Source organism: Kitasatospora sp. NPDC101108 (assembly GCF_055584725.1).
This window is the reverse complement of the sequence record NZ_JBVJLM010000003.1, coordinates 546,032-561,913: the sequence shown is the minus strand read 5'-3', so window position 1 is coordinate 561,913 and position 15,882 is coordinate 546,032. Positions and strand designations below refer to the sequence as shown.

14 protein-coding genes are annotated in these 15,882 nt (G+C 74.3%); 9 read left to right on the top strand and 5 right to left on the bottom strand.

Features of this window, described 5'->3' with window-relative positions:
- Positions 1-42 precede the first annotated feature (42 nt).
- Positions 43-1,227 (top strand): hypothetical protein, encoded by a 1,185-nt coding sequence (locus ACZ6Z8_RS10815; protein ID WP_465608251.1) that lies wholly within the window; start codon positions 43-45, stop codon positions 1,225-1,227.
- 52 nt (positions 1,228-1,279) lie between these two features.
- Here the strand turns inward: ACZ6Z8_RS10815 and ACZ6Z8_RS10810 are convergent, their stop codons facing one another.
- On the bottom strand, positions 1,280-2,581 hold the full coding sequence (locus tag ACZ6Z8_RS10810; RefSeq protein WP_465608249.1) for an ABC transporter substrate-binding protein: 1,302 nt from the start codon (positions 2,579-2,581) through the stop codon (positions 1,280-1,282).
- A gap of 173 nt (positions 2,582-2,754) precedes the next feature.
- Between ACZ6Z8_RS10810 and ACZ6Z8_RS10805 the strand changes: the two genes are divergently transcribed.
- Both ACZ6Z8_RS10805 and purU read left to right on the top strand, forming a co-directional pair.
- Complete coding sequence (locus ACZ6Z8_RS10805) at positions 2,755-3,270, top strand: SCO4402 family protein (RefSeq protein WP_465608248.1); 516 nt, start codon at positions 2,755-2,757, stop codon at positions 3,268-3,270.
- A 116-nt stretch (positions 3,271-3,386) separates the two neighbouring features.
- Positions 3,387-4,253: a formyltetrahydrofolate deformylase gene (gene purU / locus ACZ6Z8_RS10800; RefSeq protein ID WP_465608246.1), complete on the top strand. Its 867-nt coding sequence runs from the start codon at positions 3,387-3,389 to the stop codon at positions 4,251-4,253.
- A 98-nt stretch (positions 4,254-4,351) separates the two neighbouring features.
- Here the strand turns inward: purU and ACZ6Z8_RS10795 are convergent, their stop codons facing one another.
- Both ACZ6Z8_RS10795 and ACZ6Z8_RS10790 read right to left on the bottom strand, forming a co-directional pair.
- Entirely contained in the window at positions 4,352-5,551 is a 1,200-nt protein-coding gene (locus tag ACZ6Z8_RS10795) for a zf-HC2 domain-containing protein (protein WP_465608447.1), read from the bottom strand.
- Positions 5,548-6,240 (bottom strand): sigma-70 family RNA polymerase sigma factor, encoded by a 693-nt coding sequence (locus ACZ6Z8_RS10790; RefSeq protein ID WP_465608244.1) that lies wholly within the window; start codon positions 6,238-6,240, stop codon positions 5,548-5,550. The genes ACZ6Z8_RS10795 and ACZ6Z8_RS10790 overlap by 4 nt, the downstream gene beginning before the upstream one ends.
- Before the next feature lie 699 nt (positions 6,241-6,939).
- On the opposite strand from ACZ6Z8_RS10790, the gene ACZ6Z8_RS10785 reads away from it, so the two are divergent.
- On the top strand, positions 6,940-7,413 hold the full coding sequence (locus ACZ6Z8_RS10785) for an ATP-binding protein (protein WP_465608242.1): 474 nt from the start codon (positions 6,940-6,942) through the stop codon (positions 7,411-7,413).
- 495 nt (positions 7,414-7,908) lie between these two features.
- Here the strand turns inward: ACZ6Z8_RS10785 and ACZ6Z8_RS10780 are convergent, their stop codons facing one another.
- Positions 7,909-8,889 (bottom strand): GlxA family transcriptional regulator, encoded by a 981-nt coding sequence (locus ACZ6Z8_RS10780; RefSeq protein WP_465608240.1) that lies wholly within the window; start codon positions 8,887-8,889, stop codon positions 7,909-7,911.
- A 135-nt stretch (positions 8,890-9,024) separates the two neighbouring features.
- Between ACZ6Z8_RS10780 and ACZ6Z8_RS10775 the strand changes: the two genes are divergently transcribed.
- The 4 genes from ACZ6Z8_RS10775 (at position 9,025) to ACZ6Z8_RS10760 (ending at position 12,618) form a co-directional block, all read left to right on the top strand.
- Positions 9,025-10,362, top strand: coding sequence for an MFS transporter (locus ACZ6Z8_RS10775; RefSeq protein ID WP_465608238.1), 1,338 nt, complete (start codon positions 9,025-9,027; stop codon positions 10,360-10,362).
- Positions 10,363-10,394: 32 nt separating this feature from the next.
- A complete protein-coding gene (locus ACZ6Z8_RS10770) occupies positions 10,395-10,922 on the top strand; it encodes a GNAT family N-acetyltransferase (RefSeq protein WP_465608236.1) in 528 nt (175 codons plus the stop codon).
- 193 nt (positions 10,923-11,115) lie between these two features.
- Positions 11,116-11,460 carry a DUF4229 domain-containing protein gene (locus tag ACZ6Z8_RS10765; protein WP_465608234.1) on the top strand — a complete coding sequence of 115 codons (345 nt, stop codon included), beginning with the start codon at positions 11,116-11,118 and terminating at the stop codon, positions 11,458-11,460.
- A gap of 162 nt (positions 11,461-11,622) precedes the next feature.
- Positions 11,623-12,618, top strand: coding sequence for a LacI family DNA-binding transcriptional regulator (locus ACZ6Z8_RS10760; protein ID WP_465608232.1), 996 nt, complete (start codon positions 11,623-11,625; stop codon positions 12,616-12,618).
- 138 nt (positions 12,619-12,756) lie between these two features.
- Here ACZ6Z8_RS10760 and ACZ6Z8_RS10755 read toward each other — a convergent pair whose 3' ends face one another.
- On the bottom strand, positions 12,757-13,986 hold the full coding sequence (locus tag ACZ6Z8_RS10755; protein ID WP_465608230.1) for an MFS transporter: 1,230 nt from the start codon (positions 13,984-13,986) through the stop codon (positions 12,757-12,759).
- A 475-nt stretch (positions 13,987-14,461) separates the two neighbouring features.
- On the opposite strand from ACZ6Z8_RS10755, the gene ACZ6Z8_RS10750 reads away from it, so the two are divergent.
- The gene (locus ACZ6Z8_RS10750; RefSeq protein ID WP_465608228.1) at positions 14,462-15,811 is read left to right on the top strand and encodes a dicarboxylate/amino acid:cation symporter; all 1,350 of its coding nucleotides are present in this window, start codon (positions 14,462-14,464) and stop codon (positions 15,809-15,811) included.
- The last annotated feature ends 71 nt before the right edge of the window (positions 15,812-15,882 follow it).

The window sequence follows — 15,882 nt, the reverse complement described above, 5'->3', positions numbered from 1 at the left end:
GTCCGCCGACTGTGCGCGGTCCTGCACAGGTGAGGAATCGCGTTGAGTCAGCGCCGCTCGTACCCCAACTCGGGTGACTTCAACCTGGACGACCTGTTCCGCCCCGAGCCCGGCCAGCCCCAGGGCCAGCCGGGCCAGCCGCAGAGCCCCACGGCCGTGCCGCCGGTGGGTCAGCCGTCCGGTCAGCCGGAGTACCTGGGCGAGGGCGCGCACACCCAGCAGCAGTGGGGTGCCGCGCCGCAGCCCGGCTACGGCGTCCCGCCGCAGGCCGACCCGGCGCCGGCCACCCAGCACCTGCCGCCGTACCCGGGCGGCGACCCCCAGGGCGGCGGCTACCCCGCGCCGCAGCCCGGCTACGGCGTCCCGCCGCAGGCCGCGCCCGGCTACCAGGGGTACCCGCCGGCCGCGCAGCAGCAGCCGCTTCAGCAGCCGCAGCAGTTCCAGCAGCCCGGCTACCCGGCGCAGGGCTACGGCCAGGACGGCTACCCGCAGGGCGGCCACCCCACCGACGGCTACGGGCAGGGCGGCTACGGTCAGGCCGACCCCGACACGACCCAGGCGGGCCGCCCGGGCCGCGGCGGCCGCTCCTCCAACAAGCTGATCATCGGCGCAGTGGTGGCGGGCTGTGCCGCGGCCGGGATCCTGGTCGCCGTCCTGATGAACGGCGGCGACGACACCGGCAAGTCCGGCCGGAAGACCGCGCCGGTCGCCGCCACCGGCAGCACCGCCCCCGGCACGGCCAGCGCGAGCGGTTCCGCCGCCGCCGTCGACCCGGAGGTCAAGGCGCAGGCCCAACCGCTGTCCGACCTGCTGGGCACCGCGAGCGACAGCCGCAGCTCGGTGGTCTCCGCGGTCGCCTCGGTGCAGAAGTGCGACAAGCTCCCGGACTCGCAGCAGGCCCTGGCCGCCGCGGCCGGCAAGCGGCGCGAGCTGCAGACCAAGCTCGGCCAGCTGAAGACCGACAAGCTGCCCGGCGGCCAGCAGCTGATCGAGCAGCTCAACGCCGCCTGGACGGCCTCGGCCCAGGCCGACGACGAGTACGCGGCCTGGGCGACCGACGCCCAGTCCTCCTGCGACCCGAAGAAGCCGGACACCGGCAACCAGCACTACAAGAACGCAGTGCAGGCCAGCGGCACGGCGACCACCGCGAAGAAGCAGGCCTCGACCCTGTGGAACGCGATCGCCACCCAGACCGGGTTGCCCAGCCGCGGCGACGGCGACCTGTAGCAGCCGCCGAGGAGCGGGCCGGGCAACGGCCCGCCCCTCGGGAAACCGCGGCTCAGGCCGGCGGCCGGCCGCCGGTGAGCACCCAGCGGACGTCCACGAAGCCCGGCTGCTGCAAGGTGATCCGCCCGTTCCTGACCACCTGGTAGGTGATCCAGGTGTTGACCAGCCGCGGCGACTCGGTGCTGGGCAGCATGTTGGTGGTGCCCCAGTTCAGCGGCGGGGTCAGGCCGACGTCGATGCCCTCGCCGCTGTCCAGCAGGGCGGTGACGGACTTCGAGTCGACCGGCTTCCCGGCCGCGGCCAGCTTCTCGGACACCACCCGGAACACCTCGTAGGCGACCCAGGTGGTCTGCACGCCCGGGTCGGCGACGTCGATGCTGTGCCCGTCGGCGGCCTGGGAGCGCACCACCGAGCGCAGCCCGTCCCAGATCCTGGCCGACTCCGGCGGGTACCAGCTGGTGACGAACGCGCCCGCCAGCGGGCCGGAGTCGCCGCCGGTGGAGTCGACCACCGACTGCTGGACGCTGCCGATCACCGAGGCGATCCGGGTGTTCCTCGGGGTCAGCCGCCGGTAGGCGTCCAGCAGGTTGCCGGTCGGCTCGGCGGCCATCGCGCTGGTGACGCAGTTTCCCGGCTCGTCCCTGCCGATCGCCTTGCGGGCCACCGCGGTGTAGTCGGAGGACTGCTCGGGCGCCTTGACGTCCAGCAGCTTCATCCCGGCGGGCTTGAGCGCGCTGCCCAGGTAGCCGAGCAGGTTGTCGCCGGCCGGGGTGTCCGGGCGGATCAGCGCGACGGACTTGCAGCCGGCCTCGACCAGCTGGCGGCCGCTGCCCGCGATCAGCGCCGGCATCCCGCCGTCCACCGGGTAGGACAGCGGGCTGGAGAACTCCGGCTGGGAGAGGCCGTACCCGCCGATCAGCGGGATGCCGGCGCGCTCCAGCACCGGCATGAAGGCGTCGCCCCACTGGCTGTAGGAGCCGATCACCGCGACCGCCCTGGCGTCCACCGCCTGCTGGGCGCAGGCCTTGGCACCGTCCGCGGTGTTGTGCTCGTTGCAGGTGATCACGTGCAGCTTGTGGCCGTTCAGCCCGCCCTTGAGGTTGACGTCCCGGCCGATCGAGTCGGCCAGCGCGGTCATGCCGGGACGGTCCGCGGACCCGGTGCCGGACGGGGCCCAGGTCATCACCGTCAGGTCGTCGGCGTTGGTGGAGGCATCGGCCGGTCCGCCGCACGCGGAGGCCGAGAAGAGGGTGGGGAGCAGCGCCGCGGCGGTCACCGCGGCGGCGATCGGACGCCGGCGGCGGCGCCGGGCCATCCTGGGACGGCCCTGGAACGAGTCCCTTCGGCTGGTCATCGGTCCTCCCTCTCTGGGCGCCATCCGGCGCACCGGAAACAGCCAAGACCCGGCGCCGCAAGGCGAGAGGGCCGAAATGCGAACGCTCGGCCAACGGAGGCTGAAATCCGGAGGGGTACGCGTGTAGATCGCGAGTGGAGCACGAACAGACGGGGAACGTACGATCGTTCACCATGTCCGCCAGCACAGATTCTTCGCACCGGTCCGCCCGAAACACTTCTCGTCCGGGCCACCGCTCCAGCACGATGGGCGGCATGCCGCTCAACGACCTGCCCTGGTGGCGCTGGCGAGCCCGACTGCGCTCGGCGCTGCACATGCTGTCCGACCCCGGTTTCCAGCAGGAGGCCTGGCTGGCCGGACGGGAGGGCTACGGGGACGTGACCGACGCCGTCTACCGGCTGGTCGAGGACACCTGGCTGGACCGCTGGTCCGCCGAGAAGTACGTGGGCACGATCTTCCGCGACTCCGCCGAGGCCGCCCTGGTCGACGTCGCGGTGCTGCGCGCCGTGCAGATGCTGCACGAGGTCGGCGCGGACGCCCCCGCCTCCGCCTACCTCGGCCACCCCGGCTGGCCGGAGACCGTCCGGGCCGCCCGCGAGGCCCACGTCGCCCTGGCCGTCGGCGACGGGGAGGACCCGGACGCGGCCCCCCGGTCCCTGGACGTGCTGCGCATCCTGACCCAGGTCTGAGGCCCGTCCGCCGGGCGGTGGCGTCCCGCAGTACGGGCAGCGGGGCGGCCACTGTCCAGGATGTGACACGCTGGACCATTCACGAACTCGCACGACCTCAGGACGGGATACCCCCAGTGGAACAGCAGCCGGCCAGCGCCCAGTACGTCCTCACGCTGTCCTGCCCCGACAAGCAGGGCATCGTCCACGCTGTCTCCAGCTACCTCTTCATGACCGGCTGCAACATCATCGACAGCCAGCAGTTCGGGGACGGGGACACCGGACTGTTCTTCATGCGGGTGCACTTCTCCGCCCCCGAGCCGGTCACCGCCGACAAGCTGCGGGCCAGCTTCGCCGCGATCGGCGCCTCCTTCGGGATGGACTGGCAGATCCACCCGACCGAGCAGCGGATGCGGATCGTCCTCATGGTCAGCAAGTTCGGGCACTGCCTGAACGACCTGCTCTACCGCACCCGGATCGGCGCGCTGCCGGTGGAGATCGCCGCGGTGGTCTCCAACCACACCGACCTGCGGGACCTGACCGAGAGCTACGGCATCCCCTTCCACCACATCCCGGTCACCAGGGACACCAAGGCCGAGGCCGAGCGGCAGCTGCTCGACCTGGTCGAGAAGGAGAACGTCGAACTGGTCGTGCTGGCCCGCTACATGCAGGTGCTCTCCGACCAGCTGTGCACCGAGCTGTCCGGCCGGGTGATCAACATCCACCACTCCTTCCTGCCGAGCTTCAAGGGCGCCAAGCCGTACCACCAGGCGCACGCCCGCGGCGTGAAGCTGATCGGCGCCACCGCGCACTACGTCACCGCCGACCTCGACGAGGGCCCGATCATCGAGCAGGAGGTGGCCAGGGTCACCCACGACATCAGCCCGGACCAGCTGGTCGCGCTCGGCCGGGACGTCGAGTGCCAGGCGCTGGCCCGCGCGGTCAAGTGGCACAGCGAGCACCGGGTGCTGCTCGACGGCAGCCGGACCGTCGTCTTCGCCTGAGCCGCTCGGGCCCTCGCGGCTCCCGGCGGCTTCGCGTCTCCCGGGGCTCCGCGTCTCCCGGGGCTCCGGGGCTCCGGGGCTACGGGGCTCCCGAACTCTCAAGGGCGGGACAGCAGCGGCAGCGCGTGCAGCACCTCGCGCACCGCGGCCCGGTCGCCGTGCTCGCCCACCGGCAGCCGGTCCGGGTCGCGGTGCGCGGCGGCCAGCTGGCACAGCTCCAGGCCGTCCAGCACCATCGAGGCCACCGGCTCGCCGCCGGGCGGCCCGGCCTGCTCGCCGTCCAGCGGCACCAGCCACTCGCCGGCCGCCGGACCGTCCACCACCAGCCGCAGCCGCCTCGCCCCCGCTACGGCCGCCGCGCCCGGTGTGCCCGGCGTCCCGGCGGCTGCGGGGCGCGCCGCCCGCAGCCCGGCCAGTGCCCGCGGCAGCAGCCGGACCACCAACTCCACCATCTGCCGCAGGTGCTGCGGCGCCGGAGGGTCGTACGGGTAGGCGACCGCGCGGGCCACGTCCTCGCCGTGCACGTAGCACTCCAGGGCGCGGTCCACGAAGGCGTCGCGCAGCGGCAGCACCGCGCAGCCGAGGTCGACCGGAGTGCTGCCCTGCGGGGCCAGCGCGGCGCTGCGCACCAGGTCGTGGGTCTGCTGGCGCCACCGGGCGCGCACCGACTGCGGCGGCAGCCCGGACTGGTCGGCGAGCAGCCGGGCCGTGCGCGTGGTGACCGCCCCGTACGGGCCGCCCTGCGGCGGCACCCGCGGCACCCGCAGCACCGGGGCGGCCGGCTCCTGCGGCGGCACCCGGCGCCCGGCCTGCGGTGCCGGCACCGGTGCGGACGGGGCGGCCGCCGGGACGGGGTCGGGCAGCCCGAGCGCGAGCGCCAGGAAGCCGTCCACCGCGGTCAGCCGGCCCAGCACCTCGGCCGGGCGCAACAGCTCGGCGCCGCCGTGCCACGGCAGTTCGGCCACCTCCTGCCACTCCTCCGGGCCGAGGTCGCGCAGCAGCGCGTCGAGCTTGGCGGTCTCCGCGGTGTACGGCATCCCCCAGGCGGGGACAGGCAGTTCGGCCGGTCGGCGGGCCAGGCACCAGTCCAGCACCTGCTGGCGCAGCGAACCGGGCTGGTCCAGCGGCTCGTCCAGGGAGAGCCAGCCGGCCGCGTCGCGCAGCCGGACGGCCTCCTCGGCGCACTCCGCGCAGCCGCGCAGGTGCTGCTCCAACTCGGCGGCCTCGCGGGGCGGGCAGGCACCGAGGGACCAGGCGCCGAGCAGCGAGCGCAGGGCGTCGTGCCGCTCCTCGTTCATGTCCACCTGCCCCCGTCCACGTCGCCGTTACCGCCCCCGTTGCCGTCCCCGTTGCCGTCCATGTCGCCGCGTTCGCCCGCCACGCCGTGCTGCCCGCGGTGCTGGTCGCCGCGCCCGTCCCGGTGCTCCGCGCCCGGCTCCTGGCGGGCGCGTTCGTCGGCCAGTTCGGTGGCCAGCAGCTCCAGGCCGAGCCGCATCCGCTGCTTGGCGGCCTGCTCGCTGATGCCGAGCAGCCGGGCCGTCTCCTGGTAGGTGCGGCCGTCGTAGTACGTCACCGCGATGGTCTCACGCAGGGGTTGGGGCAGGGAGTCCACCACGTACTGCATGCGCGCGGCGGTCGCCACGGCGCGGATCTCCTCCTCGCTCGCGAGGGTCCCGCGTTCCGGCGCCCGCTCGGCGCCGCGGCGCGCCCGCAGCCGTTCGACCGCGCGGCGGTGGGTGAGCGCGCCGAGCCAGGAGCGCAGCGATCCCTGGGCGGGGTCGAAGTCCTGGGGGTGCTCCCAGACATGGGCGAAGATCTCCCGGGTGAGCTGGGCGGCGGCCGCCTGGTCGGCGAGTATCCGCCCGGCCAGGCCGTGCACCATCGGCGAGAGCCGGTCGTAGAGTTCGCCGAGCGCGGTCTCCTCGCCGCGGGCGAGGCGCCGCTGCAACTGCTCGTCCCAGCGCGGGATCCGGTCCGGGGCGGCCATCAGGAACCACCCTCCCTGCCCGGTTCGCTTGACGTTACCCCACGGTATCCCGTGGCCGGTCGGCGGTGGGAGGGAATCGGGCAAGAACGGAACCCCGCCTCGTGGTTCGGCGATTGTCCGGGGCGCCCCGGGCGCGCCCGGTCGCGGGTCGCGGCGGGTCGCGGCGGATCCCGATGGGTCCCAGTGGGTCCCGGTGGATCCCGGTGGCGGGTCGTCACACGGTGGGACGGTCCGGTCGTGGGGCCGTCCGCCGCCGGTGCCGCTGTTCGACCCCCGCTGGACATATGTCGCACGGGTGGTTCGTGAGTGGCGGGCGGGGAGGCGGGGGTGTCCGGCGGTAGGTTCCCGCCAGGGCGTGTCCGACACGCGCTGAGCGGGACCGGCGTCGGCCCGGGCCGGACGAGCGCCGGTGCGAGGCTCGCGAGAGTGAACGGGACAGTATGCACTGCCCTGTACCCCGATCGCCGGAATATGCCCGAAGCGCTTGCTGCCGTCCGCCCGCCCACCCATCCTGAGGCGTATTCGTGTCGCGCCTGTGCGCGACTGACGAGTTGGCGCGGGCGAGTGGCGCGGGTGGACGGGTCGGCGAGCGCCCGGGCGAGCCCCGGGTGGCACCGGGTGAAGAGCGAGGGCCCCGCCGGCCGGCTGATCCGGCCCGATCGGGACGTTGGCCGAACTGCGAGTGCGGGTGGTGGAGCGGTGCAGGTTCTTCAGGTACAGCTTGCGGTGCGGGCGGACCCCTCGGAGGTCGGCCGGGCCCGCCGGTGGGTGCGCTCCCGGCTGCTGAACCACGGAGTGGACCCGGACGCGCCGATGGCCGAGACGGTGGTGCTGGTGGTCTCGGAACTGGTCACCAACGCCGTTGTGCACACCGGCTGTCCGGCCGTGCTGCGACTCTGCCTGCCGGTGGCCGACGACTCCGCGCAGGCCGGCCCGTCCGGTCCGCTGCGGGTGGAGGTGGCCGACGCCAGCCGGACCGCCCCGGTCCCCCGGCACGCCGGTGCGGACGAGGACGCGACCAACGGGCGCGGGCTGGAACTGGTCGAGCTGCTCTGCGAGCGCTGGGGCTGGTACCCGGACGGAACGGGCAAGCGGGTGTGGTGCGAGATCGACACCCAGGCCCCGCCGGTGGACCCGATGGCCGGGGTGGACTGGGCGGCTTTGGCTCAATAGCGGCTTCCGGGCCGGTCGGAGCGACAGCGCGGACCGCGCCGGCGATCACCGGCTGAAAGCTGACGCAACCATTCCGAATTTCGGACTAGCCATTGACGTGACGTATCCGACTGATCACGCTTGGGTGCGGCTCTCCGTTGCGAGGGGACGCCGAGGGGACGTCCGTCCGCGCCACGGTGCTGCTGTCCAGGGGGATCGCGTCAGCAGGGGGGGATCGTGGACCGCCGGGCGCGGCCCGCTCCTCGGCGAGTGCGGAGGGCGCGGCGCGGGTTCAGGGCCCGTGCGCCGCGATCGGATGGCGGCCCGCCACGCTGCGCTCGACGCGCACGCGGTCGGCCGCCGTCCGGCGCGTCGCTCCGGAGGGGCGGATTCCGGCCAAGCGTCAGCCTTTTCCCAGGGTTCACTCAGCTTCACCCGGTTCTCGGCCCCGGCCTCCCGGGTCCCGGCCCCAGCCTCCCGGTTCGGCTCCGCGCGGGAACCGCCGTCCGGCCGGCGCTACGCCGGGGTGGCCCGGAACGTGCGCCGGTAGGCGCTCGGCGCCACGTCCAGCCGTCCGCGCAGCTGCAGCCGCAGCGAGGCCGCGGTGCCGAAACCGGAACGCCGGGCGACCTGGTCGATCGTCAGGTCGGTGCGTTCCAGCAACTGGCGGGCCCGCTCGGTGCGCTGGGTGGTGATCCACTGGCCCGGACTGGCACCGGTCTCCTCGCGGAAGCGCCGGGTGAAGGTCCGCACGCTCAGGCCCGCCCGGTCGGCGAGCCGGCGCAGCGGCAGCGGCTCCTCCAGGTGCTCCAGCGCCCAGGCCCGGACGGCCGCGGTGCCGGTGCTGCCGGTGCCGCCGACGGTCACCGGGCTCGGGGCCTCCACGTACTGCTTCTGGCCGCCGTCGCGCCACGGCGGCACCAGGCAGTTGCGGGCCACCGCGTTGGCCACCGCGCTGCCGTGGTCGCGGCGCACCACGTGGAGGCACAGGTCCACCCCGGCGGCGACCCCGCCGGAGGTGAGGATGTCGCCGTCGTCGGTGTAGAGCACGTCCGGGTCCAGCAGGACCTTCGGGTACGTCCGGGCGAAGAGCTCGGTGTAGCGCCAGTGGGTGGTGGCCGGGCGGCCGTCCAGCAGTCCGGCGGCGGCCAGCAGGAAGGAGCCGGTGCAGATCGACATCAGCCGGGCGCCGGGCCGGATCCGCCGCAGCGCGGCGGCGAGTTCGGGGGTGAAGGGGGCGTCCGCCAGGTCCGGGTCGGAGTCGCGGGAAGCCGGGATCACCACGGTGTCGGCCCGCTCCAGCAGTTCGGGCCCGTGGTCGACCGCGATCCGGAAGTCGGCGCTGGTGGCGACCGGGCCGCCGTCCAGCGTGCAGGTGGCCACCTCGTACAGCGGGCGGCCGGCGTCGTCCTTGGCGTTGCCGAAGATCCGTGCGGGGATGCCGAGTTCGAAGGCGATCGCGCCCTCCAGGGCGAGTACCGCGACCAGGTGCGCCATGCCGTTCCTCCCCGGGGCCCCCGACCGGAGCGGGGGGCGTCCGGGCCAGGGTACGCGAGGGCGTGGCCCGATCCTTGCGAAAGCTGTCATCCAGGCCACTCGTCCGGGCGGCGCGCGCTCGGGAGACTCGTCCACGTGACCGAACGCAGTGCCCTCGCCGCCCCCTCCACCGCCCCCACCGCCGCCACCGCCCCCGCGCCCGGCCCCGGCCGGCGCCCCCGGGTGCACTACGCCTGGGTGGTCGCCGCCGTCGCCCTGCTCGTCCTGCTCGGCTCGGCCGGTTTCCGCTCCACGCCCAGCCTGATGATGGACGCCCTGCACAACGAGTTCGGCTGGTCGCTCGGGACGATCTCCAGCGCCACCTCCGTCAACCTCACCCTCTACGGCCTCACCGCCCCCTTCGCCGCCGCCCTGATGGACCGTTTCGGCGTGCGCCTGGTGGTCGTCTGCGCACTGCTGACCATCTCGGTCGGCGCCGGCCTCACCATGCTGATGCGCCAGCCCTGGCAGCTGATCCTGTGCTGGGGCGTGCTGGTCGGACTCGGCAGCGGCTCGATGGCCGGCGCCTTCGCCACCACCATCACCGGCCGCTGGTTCCAGGCCCGCCAGGGACTGGTCACCGGAGTGCTCACCGCCGCCGGAGCAGCGGGAAACCTGGTCTTCCTGCCGGTCGGCGCCTGGCTGGTCGAGCAGCACGGCTGGCGCTCGGCCGTCGTCGTGGTCTCGCTCGCCGCCAGCGCCGTCGCCGTGCCCGTCCTGCTGCTGATGCGCGAGCGCCCCGCCGACCTCGGCCTGCTCCCGTACGGCGCCACCGAGGCGCCGCCCGAGCCGGTGCGGGACGCCCGAGCCCTGGCCCGCACCCTGCGGGTGCTGCGCGACGCCGCCCGCACCCGGCCGTTCTGGCTGCTGGCGGGCTCCTTCGCGATCTGCGGCGCCACCACCGCCGGCCTGGTCGGCACCCACTTCATCCCGGCCGCCCACGACCACGGCATGCCCGTCACCACCGCCGCGAGCCTGCTCGCCCTGATCGGCCTGTTCGACGTGGCCGGCACCGTCTTCAGCGGCTGGCTCACCGACCGGGTCGACTCCCGGCTGCTGCTCACCGTCTACTACGGGCTGCGCGGGGCGTCCCTGCTCCTGCTGCCGCAGCTGCTCGCCGGCTCGCTCCAGCCGCCGATCCTCGCCTTCGTGGTCTTCTACGGCCTGGACTGGGTCGCCACCGTGCCGCCGACCGTCGCCCTGTGCCGCCGCCACTTCGGCGAGGACGCCCCGATCGTCTTCGGCTGGGTGCTCGCCGCCCACCAGATCGGCGCCGCCGTCGTCGCCGGACTGGCCGGCCTGGCCCGCGACGCGCTCGGCAACTACGACCTGACCTGGTACGGCGCCGGCGCGCTGTGCGCGGTCGCGGTCGGACTCTGCCTGGCGCTGCGCACCGGTCGGCCGACCGATCGGGCCGTGCCCGCCCTCTCGTAAGCGCGTTCGAGCGGACGGCTAGGCTCCGCTTCATGGCGCTCACGTTCACCCTGGACCCGAAGCTCGACCCCGACCTGCGCACCGCCGTCGTCCGGCTGTGGACGGACGTGACCAACGCGGGCGGCGCGGTCGGCTTCGTGGCCCCGGTCACCGAGGAGGAGGTCCGGGACACCGCCGACCACCAGTTCGCCGGGGTCGACCCGGACGGCCCCGACCGGCTGCTGGTCGCGCACGAGAGCGCGACCGGCCGGCTGGTCGGGGTGCTGTTCTTCGCGTCGATGCGCTTCGAACCGATGGAGCACTGGCGGATGCTCAAGCGGGTCATGGTGCACCCCGACTTCCAGGGCCTCGGCTACGGCGCCGAACTGCTCGCCGAGGCCGAACGGGTCGCCCGCGCCTGGGGTTTGGAGTCGCTGCGGCTCACCGCGCGCGGCGGCCTCGGACTGGAGCGCTTCTACACCCGGTGCGGCTACCGGGAGGTCGGCCGGGTGCCGGCCGCGATCCGGGTCGCCCCGGGGGACGACCGCGACGACATCACCATGTGGCTGGACCTGCGCTGAACCCCGTCGGGGGACCTGCCGGGGACCCGTTGCGGGACCGGTCGGGACCGGTCGGGGAGCCGGTCGGGGAGCCGGTCGGGGGACCGGTCGCGGGCTTCCCGGGGGAGGGGCGGCGGACCCCTGGCCCGGGCCGGGTGTCAGGCATGCTTGACTGGAAGTCCCGCCCCGGCTCGAACCAGAAGGATGTGTCCCAGTGAGCAGCAACGGCCCGCAGAAGTCGCACGCCACGCTCCGCTACACCTCCATGCGGGCGAGCATCTTCCTCGGCTGCCTGCTGGTGGCCCTGCTGCTGGGGCACTTCGGCGTCATCCCGGTGAGCGGCGAGGCCGGGGTGGTCTTCCTGGTCCTGCTGGCCGCGATCGCCTCCGCGCCGCTCAGCTACGTGCTGCTGAGCAAGCAGCGCGACGAGATGTCCTCCCAGATCACCACCAAGGTCGCCGGGATGCGCAGCCGCACCGCCGATCGGATCGCCGGCCAGAACGCCGAGGAGGACGCCGCGGACGACGCCGCCCGCGCGGCCGCCTCCGGGCAGAGCTGACGCCGGGCGCCGCCCGCCGTGGCTGCTGATCCTTCCGGGGCCGACCGGCCCGCCGGTGCCGAAGGGGCCGTCGGGGCAGACGGGGCCGCCGGAGCCGCTGACCCTCCCGGAGCCGCTGATCCTTCCGGGGCCGACCGGCCCGCCGGGACGTGGCCGGCCCCCGTGCGCCGCCCCACCGGGCGGGACGTGGCCCGGCTCGCCGGGGTGTCCCAGGCCACCGTCTCGCTGGTCTTCTCCGGTGCCGAGGCCGGCCGCCGGGTCTCCGAGGCGACCCGGGAACGCGTCCGCGAGGCCGCCCGCAGCCTCGGCTACCGCCCGCAGGCGGCCGGCCGTCAACTGCGGCTCGGCCGCAGCGGGATGATCATGCTGGCGGTGCCGAACCTCCAGGGCCCGTTCTTCGGCCGGGTGCTGGAAGGCGTCCACCACGAGGCCGGCCGGCACGGCCTGGCGGTCGTGGTCAGCTCCGGCTGGGGCAGCGCGACCCTCGCCGAGGCCGCCACCGCGGGCCGCTTCGACGGCCTGCTGATCTGCTCCCCGGACGACAGCCAGCTCGGCGAGCTGCCGCCCGACACCCCGGCCGTCTTCCTGGACGCCGATCCCGGCACCGACCGGGCCCGCCCGACCGTCGAACTCGACGTGGCCGGCGGGATGCGGGCCGCCGTCGAGCACCTGGCCGCCCTCGGGCACCGCCGGATCGGGCGCCTGCGCTCCACCCACGCCGCGTACACCTTCCGGGTCCGGCAGGCCGCTTTCGAGCAGGCCGTCCGCGAACTCGGCCTGGAGGTCGTGGAGTTGGGCGTGAGCCTGAACGAGGGGCACGCGGCCGCGCGGAGCGTGGCGGGGGAGCTGCTGGAGCGGGCGGACCGTCCGCGCGCGGTGATCTGCGACGACGACGTGGTCGCCTCCGGGGTCTACCAGGCCGCCGCCGAGCGGGGGTTGCGGGTGCCGGACGACCTCTCGGTGGTCGGCATGGACAACGTCGCGGTCTCCGGGCTGCTCGCCCCGCCGCTGACCACCGTCGACCTGCCCGGCGAGGAGCTCGGCCGGGCGGGGGCGGCGGCGCTCGCCGGACTGCTGCGCGGCGAGCGGGTGGAGCCGGTGGCGCCGCTGGCCACCTCCCTGGTGCAGCGCTCCTCGACGGCTCCGGCACGGCCCTGACGGGACTGCGGCTGCGGCTGTGGCTGTGGCTGCGCCGCGAGCGCGAGCGCGACTGCGACCGCGGCTCCGCCTCCGGCGGAAGGACTGCGCCCGCCGGCCAGACCCCCGGCGGGCGCAGTCGTCTGTGGGGCGGGCCGGTCAGCCCACCGGGAGCGGCTCGGCGGGCTCGACGGGCGCTCCGGAGATGACCGCGGGCGTGGAGCGGAACCAGCGGCGGGCGCCGAACAGCACCAGTGCGCCGAGCGCGATCCCGCCCGCCGCGCACACCGCGACCGGGCGCAGCGAGGAGTCCTCGGCGAGGTGGCCGGAGACGGCGTAGCCGAGCGAGTTGCCGGTGGCGAACAGGGTCACCAGCCAGGCGAAGGCCTCGGTGACCGTACCGGCCGGGGCGAGTTCGGCGACCAGTACGAAGGCGGCCGCGAGCAGCGGGGCGAGCACGATGCCGGAGAGGAAGGCCAGCGCGGCCATCGGGTACGGGCCGGGCAGCGTCACCAGCGGGAGGTAGGAGGCGGCCATCGCGAGGGCCATCAGCCAGGTGCGGGTGGCGGTGCTCCGCCGCCAGTTGACCATGCCGTAGGCCAGCGCGCCGAGCAGTCCGCCGAGCGCGGCCAGGGCCAGCAGGGTGCCCCCGCCGCCGGGCAGTCCGCCGGCATGCCGCTCGGCGTAGGCGATGAAGAGCACGTTCTGCGCGCCGACCGCCCAGCCGGCCCCGGCCAGTCCGATCAGCAGCAGCACCAGGCCCGGGGAACGCAGCGGGCCGAGCAGTCCGGCGGACTTCTCGCGGGCGGGGGCGCGCCAGGCCCGGGCGGGGGCGGCGGTGGCGACGACCAGGGCGCCGGCCAGCCCGAGTCCGGCGGCCACCCAGAGCGCGGCGACCGGGCTGAACAGTCCGGCGATCCCGGCGACGGCCAGCGGCCCGGCCACGTAGAGGATCTGCTGGGAGGCGGAGTCGAAGGCGTACGCGGTGTCGAGCTGTTCGTCCTCGACCACGTCCGGCCAGAGCGAGCGCAGGCAGGGTTCCAGCGGCGGCATCGCCAGGCCGGCGACGGCGGCGCCGAGGGGTGCGGCGACGGGGGAGCCGGGGGCGAGGGCGAGCAGCGCGTACCCGCCGCCGGCGACCACGGCGGAGGCGAGCAGGACGCGGGGCTGCCCGGTGCGGTCGACGATCCGCCCGAGCACCGGTCCGCCGACGGCGGCGGCGAGCGCGTAGACGGAGGTGGCCAGTCCGATCCGGCCGTACGGGACGCCGGCCTCGCGCAGGGCGAGGGCGATCACCAGGGCGGTCATACCGGCGGGCAGGCGGCCGAGCAGGGTGCCGAGCAGGAGTCGGGTGACGTGCGGGGCGCGGAGCAGGGCGAGGTAGCCCATCGGTGGTGTTCTCCGGTGTCTGGGCAGGGGAGGGCTGGGAGGGCCGGGACTCCGTCAAAGTTATACGTATAACTGCCGGTCGGTCAATCCGGCCGGGGCGCTGGCCTGATGGGGCGTCAGCATCGTTCGTGTCCGGATCCCACTCCTGGGCGGCCTTGGGGTCCGACCCCATCTCAAACAACTACTTTGAACATCTCAAACCTTTACTGCTAACGTATCGGCCGTGACCACCTCAGACGCACTGCGGATGCACGGCCCGGGCCCGCTGCCCGGAGCCGCCCGCCCGTGCGCTCTGACCGGTGCTGTGGACAGCCCGCGCCGTTGTCGCGCCATGGGCTGTACGGCCATGAGCTGTACCGCGGCGGCACGCCCCTGAACCGGGGCCCGAGCCTCTCCCACGTCCGGCCCCGTGCCGTGCCGCCTCCTCCGCCCACACCCCACCGTCAGCAACGCCCTCCCCCGGAGTCGCACCCCCATGTCCACAGCGCCCGAGGCGACCTCGTCGCCGTCCGTGCTCACCCGCATCCGCAAGACGCCGTTCTGGGTGCAGATCGTCGCCGGCCTCCTGCTCGGGGTCGGCCTCGGCTACCTGGCCCGTGCCGCCGACATCTCCTGGCTGGCCACCACCCTGGAGACCATCGGCAAGATCTTCGTCCAGCTGCTCAAGCTGGCCGTGCCCCCGCTGGTCTTCACCGCGATCGTGGTGAGCGTCGCCAACCTGCGCAACGTCACCAACGCGGCCCGGCTGGCCACCCGCACGCTGCTCTGGTTCATGATCACCTCGCTGATCGCGGTCGGCATCGGCCTCGGCCTGGGCCTGCTCACCAACCCCGGCCGGGGCACCAACCTGAAGACCGAGGGCCTCAAGGCACTCGACTCCAAGGGCACCTGGATCGACTTCCTGACCGGGATCTTCCCGACCAACATCGTCGACGCCTTCGTCAAGGTGAACGTCCTGCAGATCGTCTTCATGGCGGTCGTGGTCGGCGCAGCGATCATCAAGCTCGGCACCAAGGCCGAGCCGGTCCTCAAGCTCAGCGAGACCGTGCTGGAACTGACCCAGACCGCCCTGTGGTGGGTCATCCGGCTCTCCCCGCTCGGCACCCTCGGCCTGATCGGCAAGTCCGTCGCCAAGTACGGCTGGGACCTGCTCAAGCCCTTCGCCACGCTGACCCTCGACATCTACGTCGGCTGCGCGCTGGTGCTGTTCGTCGTCTACTCGCTGGTGCTGCGCTTCGCCGCGGGCCTCAACCCGCTGCACTTCTTCAAGGGCGCCTGGCCCGCCATCCAGCTGGCCTTCGTCTCCCGCTCCTCGGTCGGCACCCTGCCGGTCACCCGCCGCGTCACCGAGCGCCTCGGCGTCCCGAGCGAGTACGCCTCCTTCTCGGTGCCGTTCGCCGCGACCACCAAGATGGACGGCTGCGCCTCGATCTACCCGGCCGTCGCCGCGATCTTCGTCGCCCAGGTCTACAACATCGAGCTGGGCATCAAGGACTACATCCTGATCGCCTTCGTCTCGGTCGTCGGCTCGGCCGCGACCGCCGGCCTCACCGGCGCGATCATCATGCTGACGCTGACCCTGTCCACCCTGGGCCTGCCGCTGGAGGGCGTCGGCCTGCTGCTCGCCATCGACCCGATCCTGGACATGATGCGGACCGCGACCAACGTCGCCGGTCAGGTGGTCGTGCCGATCGTGGTCGCGGCGCGGGAGCGGATCCTGGACGTGGCCGCGTACAACAACCCCTCCGGGGACCTGTACGAGGAGGACGCGCCGAAGGCCGCCGTTCCGGTGCTGGCCGATGCCAAGGGCGCGGCCGCGGCCTGATCCGGGCCTTCCGGTCCGGGTCTTCCGGTCCGGGCCTTCCGGGCCGTTCTCCCGGTCCGGGCCTCCCGGGC